Annotated in this window: 14 protein-coding genes; 3 read left to right on the top strand and 11 right to left on the bottom strand. The window is 37.9% G+C overall.

What is annotated here, in order from left to right; translation table 11 throughout:
* Positions 1-22 precede the first annotated feature (22 nt).
* Genes EL165_RS15555 through EL165_RS15545 form a run of 3 tightly spaced genes read left to right on the top strand, consistent with a single transcriptional unit; the run spans position 23 to position 1,801 of the window.
* Positions 23-994 carry an endonuclease/exonuclease/phosphatase family protein gene (locus EL165_RS15555; protein WP_041461949.1) on the top strand — a complete coding sequence of 324 codons (972 nt, stop codon included), beginning with the start codon at positions 23-25 and terminating at the stop codon, positions 992-994.
* 4 nt (positions 995-998) lie between these two features.
* Positions 999-1,361 (top strand): hypothetical protein, encoded by a 363-nt coding sequence (locus EL165_RS15550; RefSeq protein WP_002981906.1) that lies wholly within the window; start codon positions 999-1,001, stop codon positions 1,359-1,361.
* A gap of 29 nt (positions 1,362-1,390) precedes the next feature.
* Positions 1,391-1,801: a hypothetical protein gene (locus tag EL165_RS15545; protein ID WP_002981905.1), complete on the top strand. Its 411-nt coding sequence runs from the start codon at positions 1,391-1,393 to the stop codon at positions 1,799-1,801.
* 61 nt (positions 1,802-1,862) lie between these two features.
* On the opposite strand, the gene EL165_RS15540 is transcribed toward EL165_RS15545, so the two are convergent.
* From EL165_RS15540 to mraY, 11 genes are all read right to left on the bottom strand, one after another.
* Positions 1,863-3,377 carry a GH3 auxin-responsive promoter family protein gene (locus EL165_RS15540; protein WP_002981904.1) on the bottom strand — a complete coding sequence of 505 codons (1,515 nt, stop codon included), beginning with the start codon at positions 3,375-3,377 and terminating at the stop codon, positions 1,863-1,865.
* Positions 3,378-3,482: 105 nt separating this feature from the next.
* Positions 3,483-3,893: a BrxA/BrxB family bacilliredoxin gene (locus EL165_RS15535; RefSeq protein WP_002981903.1), complete on the bottom strand. Its 411-nt coding sequence runs from the start codon at positions 3,891-3,893 to the stop codon at positions 3,483-3,485.
* A 453-nt stretch (positions 3,894-4,346) separates the two neighbouring features.
* On the bottom strand, positions 4,347-4,793 hold the full coding sequence (locus EL165_RS15530) for a GatB/YqeY domain-containing protein (protein ID WP_002981902.1): 447 nt from the start codon (positions 4,791-4,793) through the stop codon (positions 4,347-4,349).
* An 87-nt stretch (positions 4,794-4,880) separates the two neighbouring features.
* Positions 4,881-6,788, bottom strand: a complete 1,908-nt coding sequence (gene ftsZ, locus EL165_RS15525; protein ID WP_002981900.1) for a cell division protein FtsZ — start codon at positions 6,786-6,788, stop codon at positions 4,881-4,883.
* Positions 6,789-6,879: 91 nt separating this feature from the next.
* The gene (ftsA, locus tag EL165_RS15520; RefSeq protein ID WP_002981899.1) at positions 6,880-8,265 is read right to left on the bottom strand and encodes a cell division protein FtsA; all 1,386 of its coding nucleotides are present in this window, start codon (positions 8,263-8,265) and stop codon (positions 6,880-6,882) included.
* An 82-nt stretch (positions 8,266-8,347) separates the two neighbouring features.
* Positions 8,348-9,316, bottom strand: a complete 969-nt coding sequence (locus EL165_RS15515) for a cell division protein FtsQ/DivIB (protein WP_002981898.1) — start codon at positions 9,314-9,316, stop codon at positions 8,348-8,350.
* A gap of 65 nt (positions 9,317-9,381) precedes the next feature.
* Positions 9,382-10,740 (bottom strand): UDP-N-acetylmuramate--L-alanine ligase, encoded by a 1,359-nt coding sequence (murC, locus tag EL165_RS15510; RefSeq protein WP_002981897.1) that lies wholly within the window; start codon positions 10,738-10,740, stop codon positions 9,382-9,384.
* A 144-nt stretch (positions 10,741-10,884) separates the two neighbouring features.
* Positions 10,885-11,979, bottom strand: coding sequence for an undecaprenyldiphospho-muramoylpentapeptide beta-N-acetylglucosaminyltransferase (gene murG, locus EL165_RS15505; protein WP_002981896.1), 1,095 nt, complete (start codon positions 11,977-11,979; stop codon positions 10,885-10,887).
* A 1-nt stretch (position 11,980) separates the two neighbouring features.
* Positions 11,981-13,219, bottom strand: a complete 1,239-nt coding sequence (locus EL165_RS15500; RefSeq protein ID WP_041461991.1) for an FtsW/RodA/SpoVE family cell cycle protein — start codon at positions 13,217-13,219, stop codon at positions 11,981-11,983.
* 22 nt (positions 13,220-13,241) lie between these two features.
* A complete protein-coding gene (gene murD / locus EL165_RS15495) occupies positions 13,242-14,579 on the bottom strand; it encodes a UDP-N-acetylmuramoyl-L-alanine--D-glutamate ligase (protein WP_002981894.1) in 1,338 nt (445 codons plus the stop codon).
* 86 nt (positions 14,580-14,665) lie between these two features.
* Positions 14,666-15,907: a phospho-N-acetylmuramoyl-pentapeptide-transferase gene (mraY, locus tag EL165_RS15490; RefSeq protein WP_002981893.1), complete on the bottom strand. Its 1,242-nt coding sequence runs from the start codon at positions 15,905-15,907 to the stop codon at positions 14,666-14,668.
* Positions 15,908-15,942: the final 35 nt, after the last annotated feature.

Here is a 15,942-nt window from a genome sequence, read left to right as displayed (position 1 = left end):
ACAGTACCAAGAACGTTTTTTCATGAAGTCGAATCAGATATTACTATTTATACATATCGTTGTTGCCGTTTTGCTCTTATGCACATTGGGGAATGCATGGATTCCACCCAATATTCTGGGCAACCTGAATCTTCTGTCTCTTGGATTTCCTTATCTGATCCTTGCCCATATCATCCTTACATTGATCTGGATCTTTAAAAAAGAAAAAATTGCGATAGCTTTTGCTTTAGGTACACTTATTTTCTATAATCCTATCAGACGATGGATTAACTTTTCCCCGAAAACAGAGAATTTAAAAACAATACGGGATATCAAAGTATTGACTTTTAATGTGAAATACGGCGAATACGGCTGGGATAAAGTAAAAGACTATATCAAGGCCCAGGATGCCGATATTATTCTTGTGCAGGAAAAAGATACAAACCGTGTTATAAAACGTGATCTTATTAAGTATCCGTCAGTTATTCTTAAAACGAAACATAAAATTGTAAGACAGGCAGAATTAATTGATGAGAAAGCGCGGGGAAATTCATTTTATGCTGATATAGACATTAATGGGAAAGTGGTTAGGATTATTAACGTTTATCTTGAGCCATTCAGACTTAATAAATCGATGTTTACAAAACTGGATGCATTAGGTCTGGGAAATGTTTCAACATTACTTTCTCATATGACTCCTACGTTTCAGGCTCATGAAGATCAGGTGAAAAGAATCAGAAAAATGGTTGACTTGTCACCATATCCTGTTATTCTGGCGGGAGATTTTAATTCCGTTCCCAATTCATATGAATATTATAACCTTGGAAAAGACCTTCAGGACGCATTCCTGGTAGCCGGAAAGGGTAGTGCCAGCAGTTTCCATGATTATAAGGTGCCTTTAAGAATTGATTATATTTTCAGTTCGAAATCTATCATTCCGCTAAGCTATAAAGTAGACCAGTCTGTGAAATTATCGGATCATTATCCTGTAATTGCAGAATTTCTGTTAAATTAGTTCCATGAAAAATTTATTGGCTGCAATTTTTATTTCTACTCTTTTTTTTACCGCTTGTTCCAAGAAAGAATCACCAGGATTCGGGGCTGAGCAGGAAGTTAAAATAAGTTATGATACCACTGCTGTTGACTCCTTTTCTACAGGGGCGGTTTCAGTGGATATTGCACGAAAAATAAGAATGTCTTCCCCACAGTATATTGATTCAGTAAAACAGGCTAAAAAGCTTCAGGACGAAGAAAATAAAATTAAAGCCGAGCTGGAAAAAGAAAATAAAGCAAAACTGGAGGAGGAAAAGAAAAAGGCAGAGGCAGAAAAGAAACAGAAAGCAACTGAAAAACCAGCTGCTCAGGAGACTAGATCAGAATAAATTCAAAAAACATTAAACAAATAAATAATATGAAAAAACAAATTTTCGCTGCAATAGTGATTTCAGTATTCACGGTAGCATGTACAAAATCAACAACGAAAACAGAACAGGTGGAAAACCCTGACGGTTCAGTTACAACCACAACCACTACGGTTACCGAAACCCCTAATGGTGTGGATACAGCAAAGATCAACAATGCTAAAGAAGATGTAAAGACTAAAGTAGATGCAGCAGGGAATAAGATCGACGAAGCTGCTCAAAAGGCAAAAGATAAAATTGATGCTACTGCAGATAAGACAAAACAGGATCTTAACAAAGCAGGTCAGGATATTAAAGCAGAGGCTGATAAAGTAGGAAAGGATGCTAAAGAAGCAGCAAAAAAAGGAGCTTCAAAAGTAGAGGAAGCCGCGAAGAAAGTAAAAGAAGATTTAAGCAAATAAAAAATGAAAGCCGTCAATTTGTGACGGCTTTTTTATTATACGCGAATGAATTAACATTCCTTTATTTATTCATTTCCAGCAGCGGATCAATATATTCTCTGTCATTGCTCAGTCGCGGAACCTTATTCTGTCCGCCAAGTTTTCCTTTGGCCTCCAGCCACTGATAGAAAAGGTTTTCTTTGGCTATATGTACAATAGGTCTTTTTAAAGTCATGTTATTGTACCTTTTTGCCTCATAATCTGAATTGATAGCTTTCAGGTGCTTGTCAAAGGCATCTATAAAGTTGTCCAGATTGTCCGGATGCTGGCTGAATTCAAAAATCCACTCATGAGCGCCGCCTTCATTTCCTTTCATAAAGACAGGTGCTCCTGTGAAATCGGTGATGTGTGCACCCGTTACTTCGCAGGCCTTTGAAAGAGCAGATTCTACATTGGTAATCATGAGTTCCTCTCCAAAAGCATTGATGTAGTGCTTTGTTCTTCCTGTTATTTTTATTCTGAAAGGATTGGTTGAGGTAAATACCACAGTATCACCAATCAGGTATCTCCAAAGCCCTCCGTTGGTGGTAATGACCATGGCATAATTTTTCCCTACTTCCACGTCTTCCAGGCTTACGACCTTCGGATTTGAAAAATGGAACTGGTCCATCGGAATAAATTCATAAAATATACCATAATCCAGCATCAGAAGCATTTCATCACTGTCTGATCTATCCTGGATACCGAAGAAGCCTTCAGAAGCATTATAGATTTCGTAGTAATTGATGTTTTTTCCGATGATCTGCCTGTATTGCTCCCTGTAGGGCTTAAAGCTGATTCCACCGTGAAAAAACACCTCCAGATTGGGCCATAGCTCGGAAATACTTCCTACATTGGTTTCCTTCAATACTCTTTGTAGAAGAACCATCATCCAGCTTGGTACACCAAGGATACTTCCTACGTCTTCATTTTTAACTTCGGAGGTAATCGCTTTCAGCTTACTTTCCCATTCTCCCATCAGAGAAACTTTCTTACTGGGCGTTGTGGTGATTTCTACCCAGAACGGAAGGTTATCAATTAAAATAGCAGATAAATCTCCAAATTTGGTGTTGAAATCGGCATACAGCTCAGAGCTGCCACCTAAACGTAGGTTTTTATAGTTAAAAAGCTGGTTTTCCGGATGGTTGTTGGCATAAATGGAAACCATGTCCTTTCCTGCTTTCATATGGCAGTACTCAAGGCTTTCAGCAGAGATAGGGATGAATTTGCTTCTGGCATTGGTAGTACCGGATGATTTGGCAAAATGCTTGATGAGGCCCGGCCAGCTTACGTCCTTATGTCCTTGTCTTGCTTTTTCAATATAAGGTTCCATTTCCTCATAAGTGACAATAGGAACTTTATTTTTAAAATCCTGATAGCTTGATATTGAATTGAATCCGTACAATTTTCCATATTCCGTGTCCTCTGCATGAAACAGCTGTGAAAAGAGAATCCCTTTTTGTGTTTCAATGGGATGGTCCATGAAATTCTGTATCTGATCAATCCTTTGACGGATAAACCAGTTGACTACGGTATTGAAAAGTGCTTTGGTTGCCATTCCAACAAATATAATGATATTTGAATTTTCAGAAAATTTTTTACGTGATTAAATAAAAAAACCGTTACAAAATTTGTAACGGTTTGATATCTAGTTTGTTGTATGTTAGCAATACTCATCGTAAGCAGCCTGAAGATTTGCTGCAATAGCACCTGCAGGGTTTCCTTCAATATGGTGTCTTTCCAGCATGTGAACCAATTCACCATCTTTGAAAAGCGCCACACATGGAGAACTTGGAGGGAATGGAGCAAGGTGTTTTCTTGCTTCTACTACCGCCTCAGTATCATATCCTGCGAATACGGTTGTTAAATGATCAGGCTTTTTATCGCCTGTTAAAGAGTATACTACTCCCGGTCTTGCCGCACCTGCTGCACATCCACATACGGAGTTGATTACCAATAATGTGGTTCCGGACTGCTTCAAAGCTTCTTCTACCTGAGCAGGAGTTGTTAAATCCTGGAAACCTTTATCTGTAAGCTCTGCCTTCATAGGCATTACTAAATCTGTTGGATACATATATTTTGTTTTTTATCTCTACAAAGTTAAGCAATTCTTTGCGTTTGTTCAATATATAAAAACTATCAATGGATTAGTCATACAAAATTAATAGAATATTAATAATGTAATAATATTCAAAAAAAAGTGAATTAAGATTAGGAATAATGAAATATTATTATTAAATTTGAAATGATTCTGAAAAACAAACGACCGTGAAAAAACATTTAAAAGCTTTCCCTCAAGCAATCAACCACTTAAACACTGTCTGAAATATGGTAGTATTTTAACACTTTTTTCAGTTTAGAATCAAACTGACTGACAAACTTTAATATCCAAAGAAATGAAGCCCTGAACCGAACAGTTCAGGGCTTCTTTAATCAAATCGATATGCAAAGGTTGTATATCCTATAGTTATGGTGTGAAACGTGCTGTTTGGGCTTCAGAATGATTCTGAATCAAACGCACATCACGTTAAGAAAGGAGCTTTTTAGCCATCTCGGAAATACTTTTTCCGTCAGATTTTCCGGCTAATGCTTTTGATGCCACTCCCATTACCTTCCCTAAATCTTTGACAGATTCAGCTCCGGTTTCAGAAATAATGTTTTTAATTTCTGTTTCCAGTTCTTCAGCAGAAAGCTGTTTCGGTAAAAACTGCTCAATAACTTTCATTTGAGCATCTTCTACTTCAGCAAGGTCATTTCTTCCCTGTGCTGTAAACTGGTCGTAAGAATCCTTACGCTGTTTTACCATTCTCTGAAGAATGGCAATTTCCTGTTCTGCTGTTACTTCAGCCCCTACAGCCTCAGTTTTAAGCAGTAATATCTGAGATTTTACAGCACGCAGAGAATCTAAAGCCACTTTGTCTTTAGCTCTCATGGCCGTTTTTATAGCTTCGTTTATTGTATTTTCTAAACTCATGTTTATATGCTTTTGGCTTCTGGCAGTTGGCTAATAGCTTTCATAGGGCCCGAGAGCCATTTGCTAATAGCCAATTGCCAATAGCATTTAATCTACGTCTTTATTTAAAAACCTGTTTTCTCTGATCTGCATGGAACCGTTGTTATCAGACAGGTATGTATTGATATTCTGGTCTGATGCATTGTTTCCGTCGATCGAAATATTTTTTCTTTTGAAAGCAGGAATAGATTCAAATTCACTGGTGCTGTCAAAGCTTTGATAGCGGGAGTTGAATTCTTTTAATTTATTTCTTCTTTCAATCACTCTTTCCTGATCAATTGTTTTGTTCACGAAAGTGAATTCCGATTCTTCAGTTTTCGGAGTTTCAATTTTGTTTTCAAAAGCCGGTTTTGTTTCAGCTTTAGGTTCTTCCTGTTTCTGATAGAATGTTTCAATCTTTTGAGCTGGTTCAGCTACAGCAGCATTTGTTGGTGTATTAAATTCTGCTTTTGGCTGTCCGAAATCCGTATTTGGCTCGTTTCTGACAGGCTCGTTTACAAAGAAGCTGAATTCAACAGGTTTTTCCTCTGAAAAAGAGCTTGTAAGCGGAGTTCCGGATTGTGGCTCATCTTTTTTATTTTCAAAATCAAATGAGAAAGACTGGATCTCAAGATCGTTAGGATCATCATGCTCTTCATCAATGGAAAATAAGCTGTATTCTTCTTCTCCGCCTTCTTCATTTCTCCAGTTCTGTTCAGGAGTATTTACCGTATCTTCTTCTTTATCAAAGAATTTTATTTCAGTTCTTGGCTGTTCTTCCTCAATGATCATTTTTTTTTCAGTAGACTTCACATTGAAAGAGATGTCGTGGTCTTCGTCATCTAGCCTGAAAAGATTCTTTCCTCCAAAATCGTGCGTAGTTTCTGTTGCAGATTCTCTTTCTTCTCTAGTTTTGAAAGGTGAATTTTTCGGAGCTTCAAAGCTGTCATTAAGACTGATTCTGATTTTCTCTGTAGGACCAGCAAATTTTTTATTATCGTTAGAGAATCCTGTTGCGATAACAAGAACGCTTACTGCATCTCCCAATTCTTCATCAGCACCTACCCCGAAAATAATATCGGCTGTGTTTCCTGCCTCCTTCTGGATGTGGTCCATGATCACACCGATTTCATCCATGGTAACTTCTTCAGCACCACTTCTGATCAATAAAAGAACGTTTTTCGCTCCTGTGATCTTATTGTCATTCAGCAATGGAGAGTCTAATGCCTTTCTTACTGCTTCTTCCGCTTTATTTTCACCTGAAGCAATTCCTGTAGACATCAATGCTGTACCGGAGTTCTGAAGTACAGATTTAGCATCTCTGAAGTCAATGTTTACATCAAAGTAACCCGTAATAACTTCTGCCATCCCTTTCGCAGCATTGGTTAACACTTCATCGGCTTTTGAGAATCCCTGTTTGAATCCAAGATTTCCGAACTGTTGTCTCAGTTTATCATTGTTGATCACAATAAGCGAATCAACATTGTTTCTTAATTTATCAAGCCCGTTTTCCGCCTGTTCCAGTCTTCTTTTTCCTTCAAAGCTGAAAGGAACGGTAACAATACCTACCGTCAGAATTCCCATGTCTTTTGCTACTTTAGCAATGACAGGTGCAGCTCCGGTACCTGTACCACCGCCCATTCCGGCAGTGATGAACACCATTTTGGTGTTCTGTCCCATAGCGGCTTTGATGTCTTCAATACTTTCGATAGCTGATTTCTCACCAACTTCAGGATCGGCACCCGCTCCAAGACCTTCTGTGATAGAAGTTCCCAACTGAACTTTATTGGCTACCGGGTTATTATCTAAAGTCTGGGCATCTGTATTACAGATCACGAAATCAACACCGTGAATACCTTTCTCGTACATGTGTTTCAGAGCGTTGTTTCCACCGCCCCCTACACCGATTACTTTTATAATGGATGAATTTCCTTTTGGTAAATCAAATGAAAATCCTTGTGAACCTATATTTTCCATAACTATACTTTTTACAATTATAATTGGTCATTGATTAATGATAATGGATAAGGAAAAAATCGTTTATCGCTTATCACTCATCATTTATAATTTACTCTACTTCTTCAAAGAATTTTTTTACTTTTTCCATAAGCGACTGCCCGAAGGTTAATTTCGCTTTTCTGTTCTCCTGTCTTTCATTTTCAACAGAATGCTGCTCCATGACCGGGGCTGTCTGCTGAACAGGTTGAACAGTTTCTGTCTGTGCTGCAGCAACTTCCGGTTTTGGCTGTTCGGTGACAACTTCTGTTACTTCATCAATATTCTGCTTTTTGTCTCTGATCTTTAAGCTTTCCATCAGCAATCCGATAGATGTAGCAAATTCAGGGCCTTTCAGATACTGATTTTTATCGTTGGCGATATATTCATTCGCAAAACCGATTCTGCTGTCAAAACCTGTGGTATAATTAGCCAGCTGACGAAGGTGTTTTAAATTTGAACCTCCTCCGGTAAGCACAATTCCCGCAATAAGCTTTTTCTTTTGCTCAAAAGCGCCATATGCTTTCAGCTCGGTATTTACCATTTCAAGAACTTCTTCTACTCTCGCATTGATGATCTGAGCCAGAGTTTTTAAAGAAATTTCTTTGTCCGGTCTTCCGTGAAGTCCCGGGATTGTTACAAAAGTACTGTCTTTTTCCAATTCGGGAACAGCCGAACCAAATTTTACTTTCAGTTGTTCTGCATGTTTCTCTATGATGGAGCAGCCTTCTTTGATATCTTCGGTAATAATTCCGCCTCCGTATGGAATCACACAGGTATGACGGATGATATTATCTTTGAAAATCGCAATATCGGTTGTACCACCACCAATGTCAACAATCGCCACACCGGCTTCTTTTTCTTCTTTTGTAAGGACAGCTTCTGAAGAGGCCAATGGCTCTAAAGTAAGGGCTTCCATTTCTAATCCGGCTTCGCGAACGCATCTTGCAATGTTTCTGATGCTTCCCATCTGGCCCACTACAACGTGGAAGTTGGCTTCTAAACGCTTACCATGCATTCCGACAGGTTCCTGAATTTCCCCTTCGGAATCCACTTTATATTCTTGAGGAAGTACGTGGATAATTTCTTCTCCAGGAAGCATAACCAGCTTTTTTACCTGATCTTTTAATGCTTCGATGTCATCGTCTGTAATAAATTTATCAGGATGTTCACGCATAATATAATCGGAGTGCTGCAGAGAACGGATGTGTTTTCCTGCAATACCTACCGTGACTTTGCGGATAGGAACTCCGGCACTGGATTGTGCTTCGGATACTGCAGCCTTGATTGAATTAATGGTCTGTGAAATATTATTCACAATACCTTTATGAACACCAAGACTTTTAGCTTTTCCTACACCGAGAACTTCTATTTTCCCGTGTGCATTCCTTCTTCCGACAATCGCGACTATCTTCGTTGTCCCGATGTCCAGACCTACTGAATACTCTTGATTTTCCATTTTATATCGATTTGATTTTTTCTACTTTTCCCTTTTTTCTATAAGGATATTCTCCTATTTGTGTATAAATGTCCTTTCGGATTTATTCTATTTTTACTTTTGGCTTAGATTTAGGCTGTACCTTGACGGGTGGCTTTTTTTCTGCTTTTTTTGTTTCTTTTGTATGTGTTTTCGGTTTTGTACTCTCTTGCGGTTTTACCGTGTTTGAGCTGGTCTTTTTTGCTTCCGCTGTTTTGGGCTTCACCTCCGTCTTTTTGGCTGCAGCTACGGAAGGCGCTTTTGCCAGTTCCATTTTTCCTGCTTTTAAGATACTGTCATTTTCTTTAAAATACGGGTTTAAAGTGGTGACAATCTGATTCTGGTACTTCACAGAAACCATGCTGTACTTCTGCGGATCCTGATATACCAGATATTTTTCCACAAAGGTTTTGAAACCTTTTACTTTAAAATCAATATTATCAAGATCTCCGATTTCTACTCTATAGTTGCCTTCACTGGTAAGCAGGCTGTAGCTGTCTTTATTTTTTGAGATTCCGATAAAATATTTTTTACTGAAATCATCTTTGTCAATCTTTTCTACCAGTTCCGCCAGCTTTTCATATTCGTCCGGCTGTACATTTCCTGTGACCAGCATGCAAGGGTGCGAATAGGTTCTTGAAATCGGGAATTCAATTCCTTTTTCGTCTACATAAAAGTCTTTTCCGTCTTTATTCAATCTGAAAACCGGGACTCTCTGTTTGATGTCCAGATTGAGTTTTCCATTCAGGTTCAGATAAACATTGGCACTGTCTACTGCCGGTAAGGAATTGATCTTTTTTTCTAAAGCAGGAATATTAAGATCTCCAACTTTTCCTGACGGGTTTTCTTTTTTTACAATCTCCCTGATGTCTTTTTCATCCACAAAATACACCGGTGTTCTCTCACTCATTTTTACAGAAATCTTATTGTCCGTAATCTGCTCACGGCTGAATCTCCTCAATGAGAAGCTCAGTAAAAATCCTAAGATAATTACAGTGACAACAATTTTTAATATTCTGTATTTATTTTTCATACATCTTTTGTATTCATGTATTTATGTAAAAAGTATTCATGAATACGTAAATACATTATTACTTTTTACAATTTATTTATCCATTCACAAATAGGATCATACAGGGTGTCTATATTTCCTGCCCCTACAGTAAGGAGGATATCAAAATCTTTTTCTTTTATTTTTTCAAAAGCATCGGATAAAGAGGATACTTCTTTTTTATCTAATTTTACTTTTTCCAACAGCCAGTTTGAAGTAATTCCTTCAAAATTTTCCTGAAGTTCTCTTGCAGGATAAATATCAAGAAGAATGAGTTCATCTGCCTTACTTAAGCTTTCCGCAAAGCCGTCTGCGAAATCTCTTGTTCTGCTGAAAAGATGTGGCTGGAAGGCTACCAGAAGTTTTTTATCAGGATAAAACGTTCTGATTGAGCTCATTACAGCATTGATTTCTGTAGGATGGTGAGCATAGTCATCAATATAAATTTTACCGTTCTGATAAATATGTTTGGTATATCTTCTTTTAATTCCCTTAAAATTGGAAATTGCTTTTTTCAGCGTATCAAAATCTGCGCCTAAATTATGCAGAATAGCCAGTGCTGCAGTAGCATTTTCCACATTATGGATACCAGGAATTTCCCAGACAAAATCTTTTACTGTTTCAGTTGGGGTATGGAAATCAAAATAAATCTTATCATGATCCATACGCAGATTGTCTGAATAGTAATCTGCAGGTTCATTGACCGCATAAGTCTGATGTCCTCTGCCGATTTCCAATCCTTTTCTTATAAAAAGCTGTTTGTCCTGAGGGACTAACGCTGCAAACTGTCTGAATCCTTCTTCTATATGGCTTTTATCTCCATAAATATCCAGATGGTCGGCATCTGTAGAGGTAACCACTGCCCAGTCCGGAGAAAGATTCAGGAAGCTTCTGTCATATTCGTCAGCTTCAACTACTGAGTACATGGAACCATTGTACAGGAAGTTTGATTTAAAGTTTTCAGAAATTCCTCCCAAAAAGCATGAGAAAGGAAGATCTGCTTCTTTGCATAAATGGGCAACAAGGGTAGACGTTGTTGTCTTTCCGTGGGTTCCGGCAATAGCGATACAGTCTGTATTTTCTGTAATTAATCCAAGGACTTTGGCTCTTTTTAAAACTTCAAACTGATTTTGGTTGAAGTAATCCAATATTCCAAGCGTTTTGATAGCCGGAGTATAGATAACCAATGTATCTTCTTTCTGAAGGGAAGTTATCCTTTCATCAATAAGATCTTCAAAAACGATATCAATCCCCTCATTCATCAGGTTCTGGGTAAGTTTGGTATTGGTTTTATCATATCCCAATACTTTTTTTCCGGATGCGTTGAAATAGCGTGCTAATGCACTCATTCCGATACCTCCGATTCCGACGAAGTAAAAAGTCTGATATGTTTGTAAAATGTTCATTTATATTTTGATCTTTAACCACTCTTGAATAAGCTCAGAGTTGTATTACTATATTTTGTATTATAAGGCTTTAATCAACTAACATCAATGACTCGTTAATAAATTAAGTTTTAACGGTGTCAGGCTGAGCTTGTCGAAGCCTTTCTATTTTATCACATTAAATATTTCATCTACAATCTCTTTTGCTGCATTGGGCTTGGCAAAATATTTCAGATTGTCAGACATTTCTTTTCTTACATTTTCATTTTCGCAGATCTCTGATAATGTATTCCAGAATTTTTCCTGCATCTCAGAGTCTTTTACCATTCTGGCTGCGTTCTTTTCTACCAGATTCATGGCATTTTTGGTTTGATGGTCTTCCGCTGCAAAAGGGAAAGGTACCAAAAGCACCGGTTTCTGTGCTACAGCCAGCTCTGAAATGGCAATAGCTCCGGCTCTGGAAACAATGATATCAGCAGCAGAGTAGGCCAGTTCCATATCTTTGATAAATTCTTTCAGATGAATAGAAGATGGAAGCTGGAGGTTGGAAGACAATTCTTTATAATCCAGTTTTCCTGTTTGCCAGATTAATTGATACCCTTTTTCTTTCAGATTTTCAAGGTTTTCTTTCCAGGCATTATTCAATGTTCTGGATCCTAAAGAACCGCCTACTGAAAGAATGGTAAGTTTATCTTTGTCCAATCCCATTTTTTCTTTTGCCTGAGCGGTATCCTGCATTCCTGAAACGATGTTCTCACGAATCGGATTTCCCAGAAACTTTATTTTCTCTGCCGGAAAGCCGTCTACTTTCGGATAAGCCGTGAAGACTGCTTTAGCTTTCTTGCTGAGGATTTTATTCGTTACCCCTGCATGGGCATTCTGTTCCTGAATGAAAATCGGAATTCCCATTTTGCTTGCTTCATAAAGCGCGGGTCCGCTTGCAAATCCTCCTGTTCCTACAGCAAAGTCAGGCGTGAAGTTTTTGATAATCTTCTTAGATTTTGATAGACTTTTCAGAATCTTGAAAGGGAGACCTAAATTAGATAACAAGTTACCTCTGTCAATTCCGGCAATATCAATTCCTTCAATTTTATAGCCTGCCTGGGGAACTTTTTCCATTTCCATTTTCCCGTTGGCACCAATGAACAAAAACTCTGCATCAGGAAATCTTTTTCGGATCTCATCAGCAATAGCGATGGCAGGAAAGATATGTCCTCCCGTTCCTCCGCCTGATAATAGTATTTTTAATTTTTTGTCCATTTTAAGCGATATCGTTTATTTCTGCTATACTTTGTTTTTTGCCCATTCCTTCTTCATCATAAATCTGAATCCTTGAGCTTATATTTAAAATAATACCTAACTGTAAATAGGTTACCAGCATTGAGGTTCCTCCGTAACTGATCAAAGGCAGTGGCTGCCCAGTTACCGGGATCAGATTCACTGCTACAGCAATATTTACTGAAAGCTGAATAAAGATCATTACCCCGAGACTGAGCACGAGCAATGATCCGAAAAATGCCGGCATCTTGCTGGCGATCATAACAATCCTTATGATCATGATGAGGTATAAGCTGATCAGAAAAGCAGCGCCTATCACTCCATATTCCTCTACAATAACTGCGAAAATAAAGTCGGAGGCAGATTGCGGAAGCATTTGTTTCAATGCACTTTTTCCTGGTCCCATTCCGGTAATTCCACCATGTACAATGGCTGCTTTGGCCTGCATTACCTGGTAATTTTTCGCTTTTACACTTTCATCATCCACATCGGCTGTTTTGGCTTTGCTGGATGTAAATGTTTCAATACGGCTCATCCATGTATGAACACGGTTTCCTCCAATAAGATTGGTATTTAAAGCAATCAATAAGAAGAATACGATGGCTACAAATGATGCGGAAATAAATCCTGCAATGTATTTCCAGTGAAGCTGTCCTATCACAAGAACAATCACAGAAACCATTAAAATCATTAACGCCGTGGAGCCGTTATCTTTGGCTACCAACACAAAAACAAGCAGGATAGGTCCGAAGATATACATGATATTCTCTATCGGAAGTCTTTCTCTTGTAATTTTTTTGGTTAGATATCTGCATAGATAGATGATTAACATTAAAAAGGCAAATGATGAAGGCTGGAAGGAGATCGGTGTTCCGGGAATTTTCAGCCATCTGGAAGCACTGGCTCCGTCAATGGTCTGTCCTGTAAACATCGTAACCACCAATAGGACAATCATAAGGCCGAGCAGAATACTGCTAAGCTTTCCGATGTATTCATATTTTACGGTTCCAACCAGTCTCATAATACCCAAACCTAAGACTACAAAGAACATATGTTTGATAACGTGACCTGTTGTGGTCCCGTTATTGACAATGTATTCAAGATTTGAACTCGCAGAGTAGACAGGGAAAATAGAGAAGATGGAGATCACAAGGATGACCATCCAAAGTACTTTATCGCCCTTTAGAAATTCAAATCTGCTTTCTGTGTTCTGTTCGTCCATATTTAATGCTATTGGCTTCTGGCTAATGGCCATTGGCATTTAATACCTGTTGTTTAAACTGGCGTCCTCTGTCTTCGTAGCTTTTGAACAAGTCAAAGCTTGCACAGCAAGGAGACAATAAGACGGTATCACCCTTTTTAGCCAGTGATTTTGAAATTCTCACGGCTTCTTCCATACTTGAAGTGTCATAAATAAATTCTTTTTTATCTTTAAAGAAATCTATGATCTTCTTATTGTCAATTCCAAGACAAACAATTGCCTTTACTTTTCTTTTAACTAAATCCTCAATTTCGGTATAGTCGTTTCCTTTATCTAATCCACCAACAATCCAAACAGTTGGTGTTTTCATGCTTTCCAAGGCATAGTAAGTAGCATTTACGTTGGTTGCTTTGCTGTCGTTGATGTATTTTACGCCATCAATTTCAGTAACAAACTCCAATCTGTGTTCAACTGCCTGAAAGGTCATCAATGAATGTCTGATACTTTCATTGTTGATTTCTAATATTTTACCGGCAATTGATGCGGCTAAGCTATTCGCTACATTATGATTTCCCAACAAAGACAATTCATCAACTTTCATTGAGAATTCGTCTTTCATTTTTACCACAATTTCATCTTCATTCACAAAACCTCCTTCCTGTAATTTCTCTTTTGTTGAGAAAGGAATCATTTTAGCCTTTATCTCAAGCTTTTCAAGGAGATTTTTGCTCATTTCATCATCTTTGTTGTAGATGAAGAAATTATCATTCTCCTGGTTTTCAGCAATTCTGAATTTTGCCAAAGCATACTCTTCATAATTGTAATTGTACTGATCCAGGTGATCCTGAGACAGATTCAGCAATAAAGAGATATAAGGCCTGAAATTCTGAATATCATCCAGCTGGAAAGAACTTACTTCCAATACATAATATTCATGATTTTCATCTGCAACCTGCTTGGCAAAGCTGTAGCCGATATTTCCTCCCAAGCCTACATTCAATCCGTCATTTTTCAGGATATAATAGATCAGGGAAGTAGTAGTTGTTTTTCCGTTGCTTCCGGTAATGGCGATAATTTTTGCATCTGTAAATTCAGAAGCAAATTCAATTTCAGAGGAAAGTCTGATTCCTTTTTCATGAATTTTACTAATAATATCTGCCTTTTTTGGAATTCCTGGACTTTTTACGATCCAGTCTGCATTTAAAATTCTTTCTTCGTCGTGATTTCCTTCTTCAAATTCAATTTCATTATCGGTAAGGAACTGCTTATAGTTATCCTTAATGGCTCCTTTATCTGAAAGAAATACTTCCAGACCTTTCTTCTTAGCCAAATAAGCAGCGCCGCATCCGCTTTCTCCACCTCCTAAAACAACTATTTTCATATTTATTCTTTTGTAAAATGTAAAATGTAAAACGTACAATGTATCTGGTGTCTTTTTACATTAATACTTCTTACTTTTTACAAAATTTATCTCATTTTTAATGTGATCAGACATACAATTGCCAATATTACCCCAATGATGATCATTCTGTTCACGATTTTACTTTCGTGGAATCCTTCTTTCTGATAATGATGGTGTAATGGTGACATCTTGAACAGTCTATTGTTTTGGGCATATTCCAGCCCGTATTTTCTTTTTCTATATTTGAAAACAACTACCTGAAGCATTACAGACAGGTTTTCAATTAAGAAGATTCCGCATAATACAGGAATAAGCAATTCTTTTCTTAAAATAATGGCCAAAACGGCAATGACTCCTCCCAACATCAAGCTTCCGGTATCTCCCATGAAAACCTGTGCAGGATAGGTATTGTACCAGAAGAAGCCAATTACAGCCCCTACCATTGCTACGGCAAAGATGGTGGTTTCCCCCATGTTCGGCAGGAACATGATATTGAGGTAATCTGCAAAGATGATATTTCCGGAAAGGTAAGCGAAAAGGGCCAGCGTAAGCAATATAATGGTACTTGTTCCTGCGGCCAGACCGTCAATCCCGTCTGTGATATTGGCTCCGTTTGAAACGGCTGTTACTATGAAAATTACGATAGGAATAAAGACAACCCATGCCCACTCATGGGCATCTTTGTCATTCATCCAAAATAAAATTCCGCTGTAGTCGAATTCATTATTTTTTGCAAAAGGAACGGTGGAAACGGTAATTTTTTCTGTAGGCATAAAGTTTTGCTCTACGTTGTTCCTGTTGACCACCTTAGCATCTGCATATTTTCTTTTAACGGTGATGTCCGGGTGGAAGTACATTGTAATTCCGACAATTAGTCCTAATCCGACTTGGCCTACAATTTTAAATTTACCACTTAATCCGTCTTTATTTTTTTTAATCTTCTTTAAATAATCATCAAGGAAACCAATTGCTCCCATCCATAACATTGAAACCAGCAGCAGAACAATATAAACATTGGTAATCCTTGTAAATAGCAATACCGGAATAATGGTTGCCAGAATAATGATAAGCCCTCCCATGGTAGGGGTTCCTTCTTTCTGTTTCTGGCCATCCAATCCAAGATCACGTACCAATTCACCCATTTGTTTTGTTCTCAGGTAATTAATGACTCTTTTTCCGTAGACAAGAGCAATAATCAGAGAGAATAGTACAGCCATTCCGGCACGGAAGGAAATGTATTTCAACATTCCTAATCCCGGAACGTGAATTCCATGGTTGGTTAGATATTCGTATAGATAGTATAGCATAGTTTCAATTGTTAATAAATGATCATTGATAATTG

The organism is Chryseobacterium gleum (genome assembly GCF_900636535.1).
Lineage (GTDB): Bacteria > Bacteroidota > Bacteroidia > Flavobacteriales > Weeksellaceae > Chryseobacterium > Chryseobacterium gleum.
This window is presented reverse-complemented; position numbering and strand designations above follow the sequence as displayed.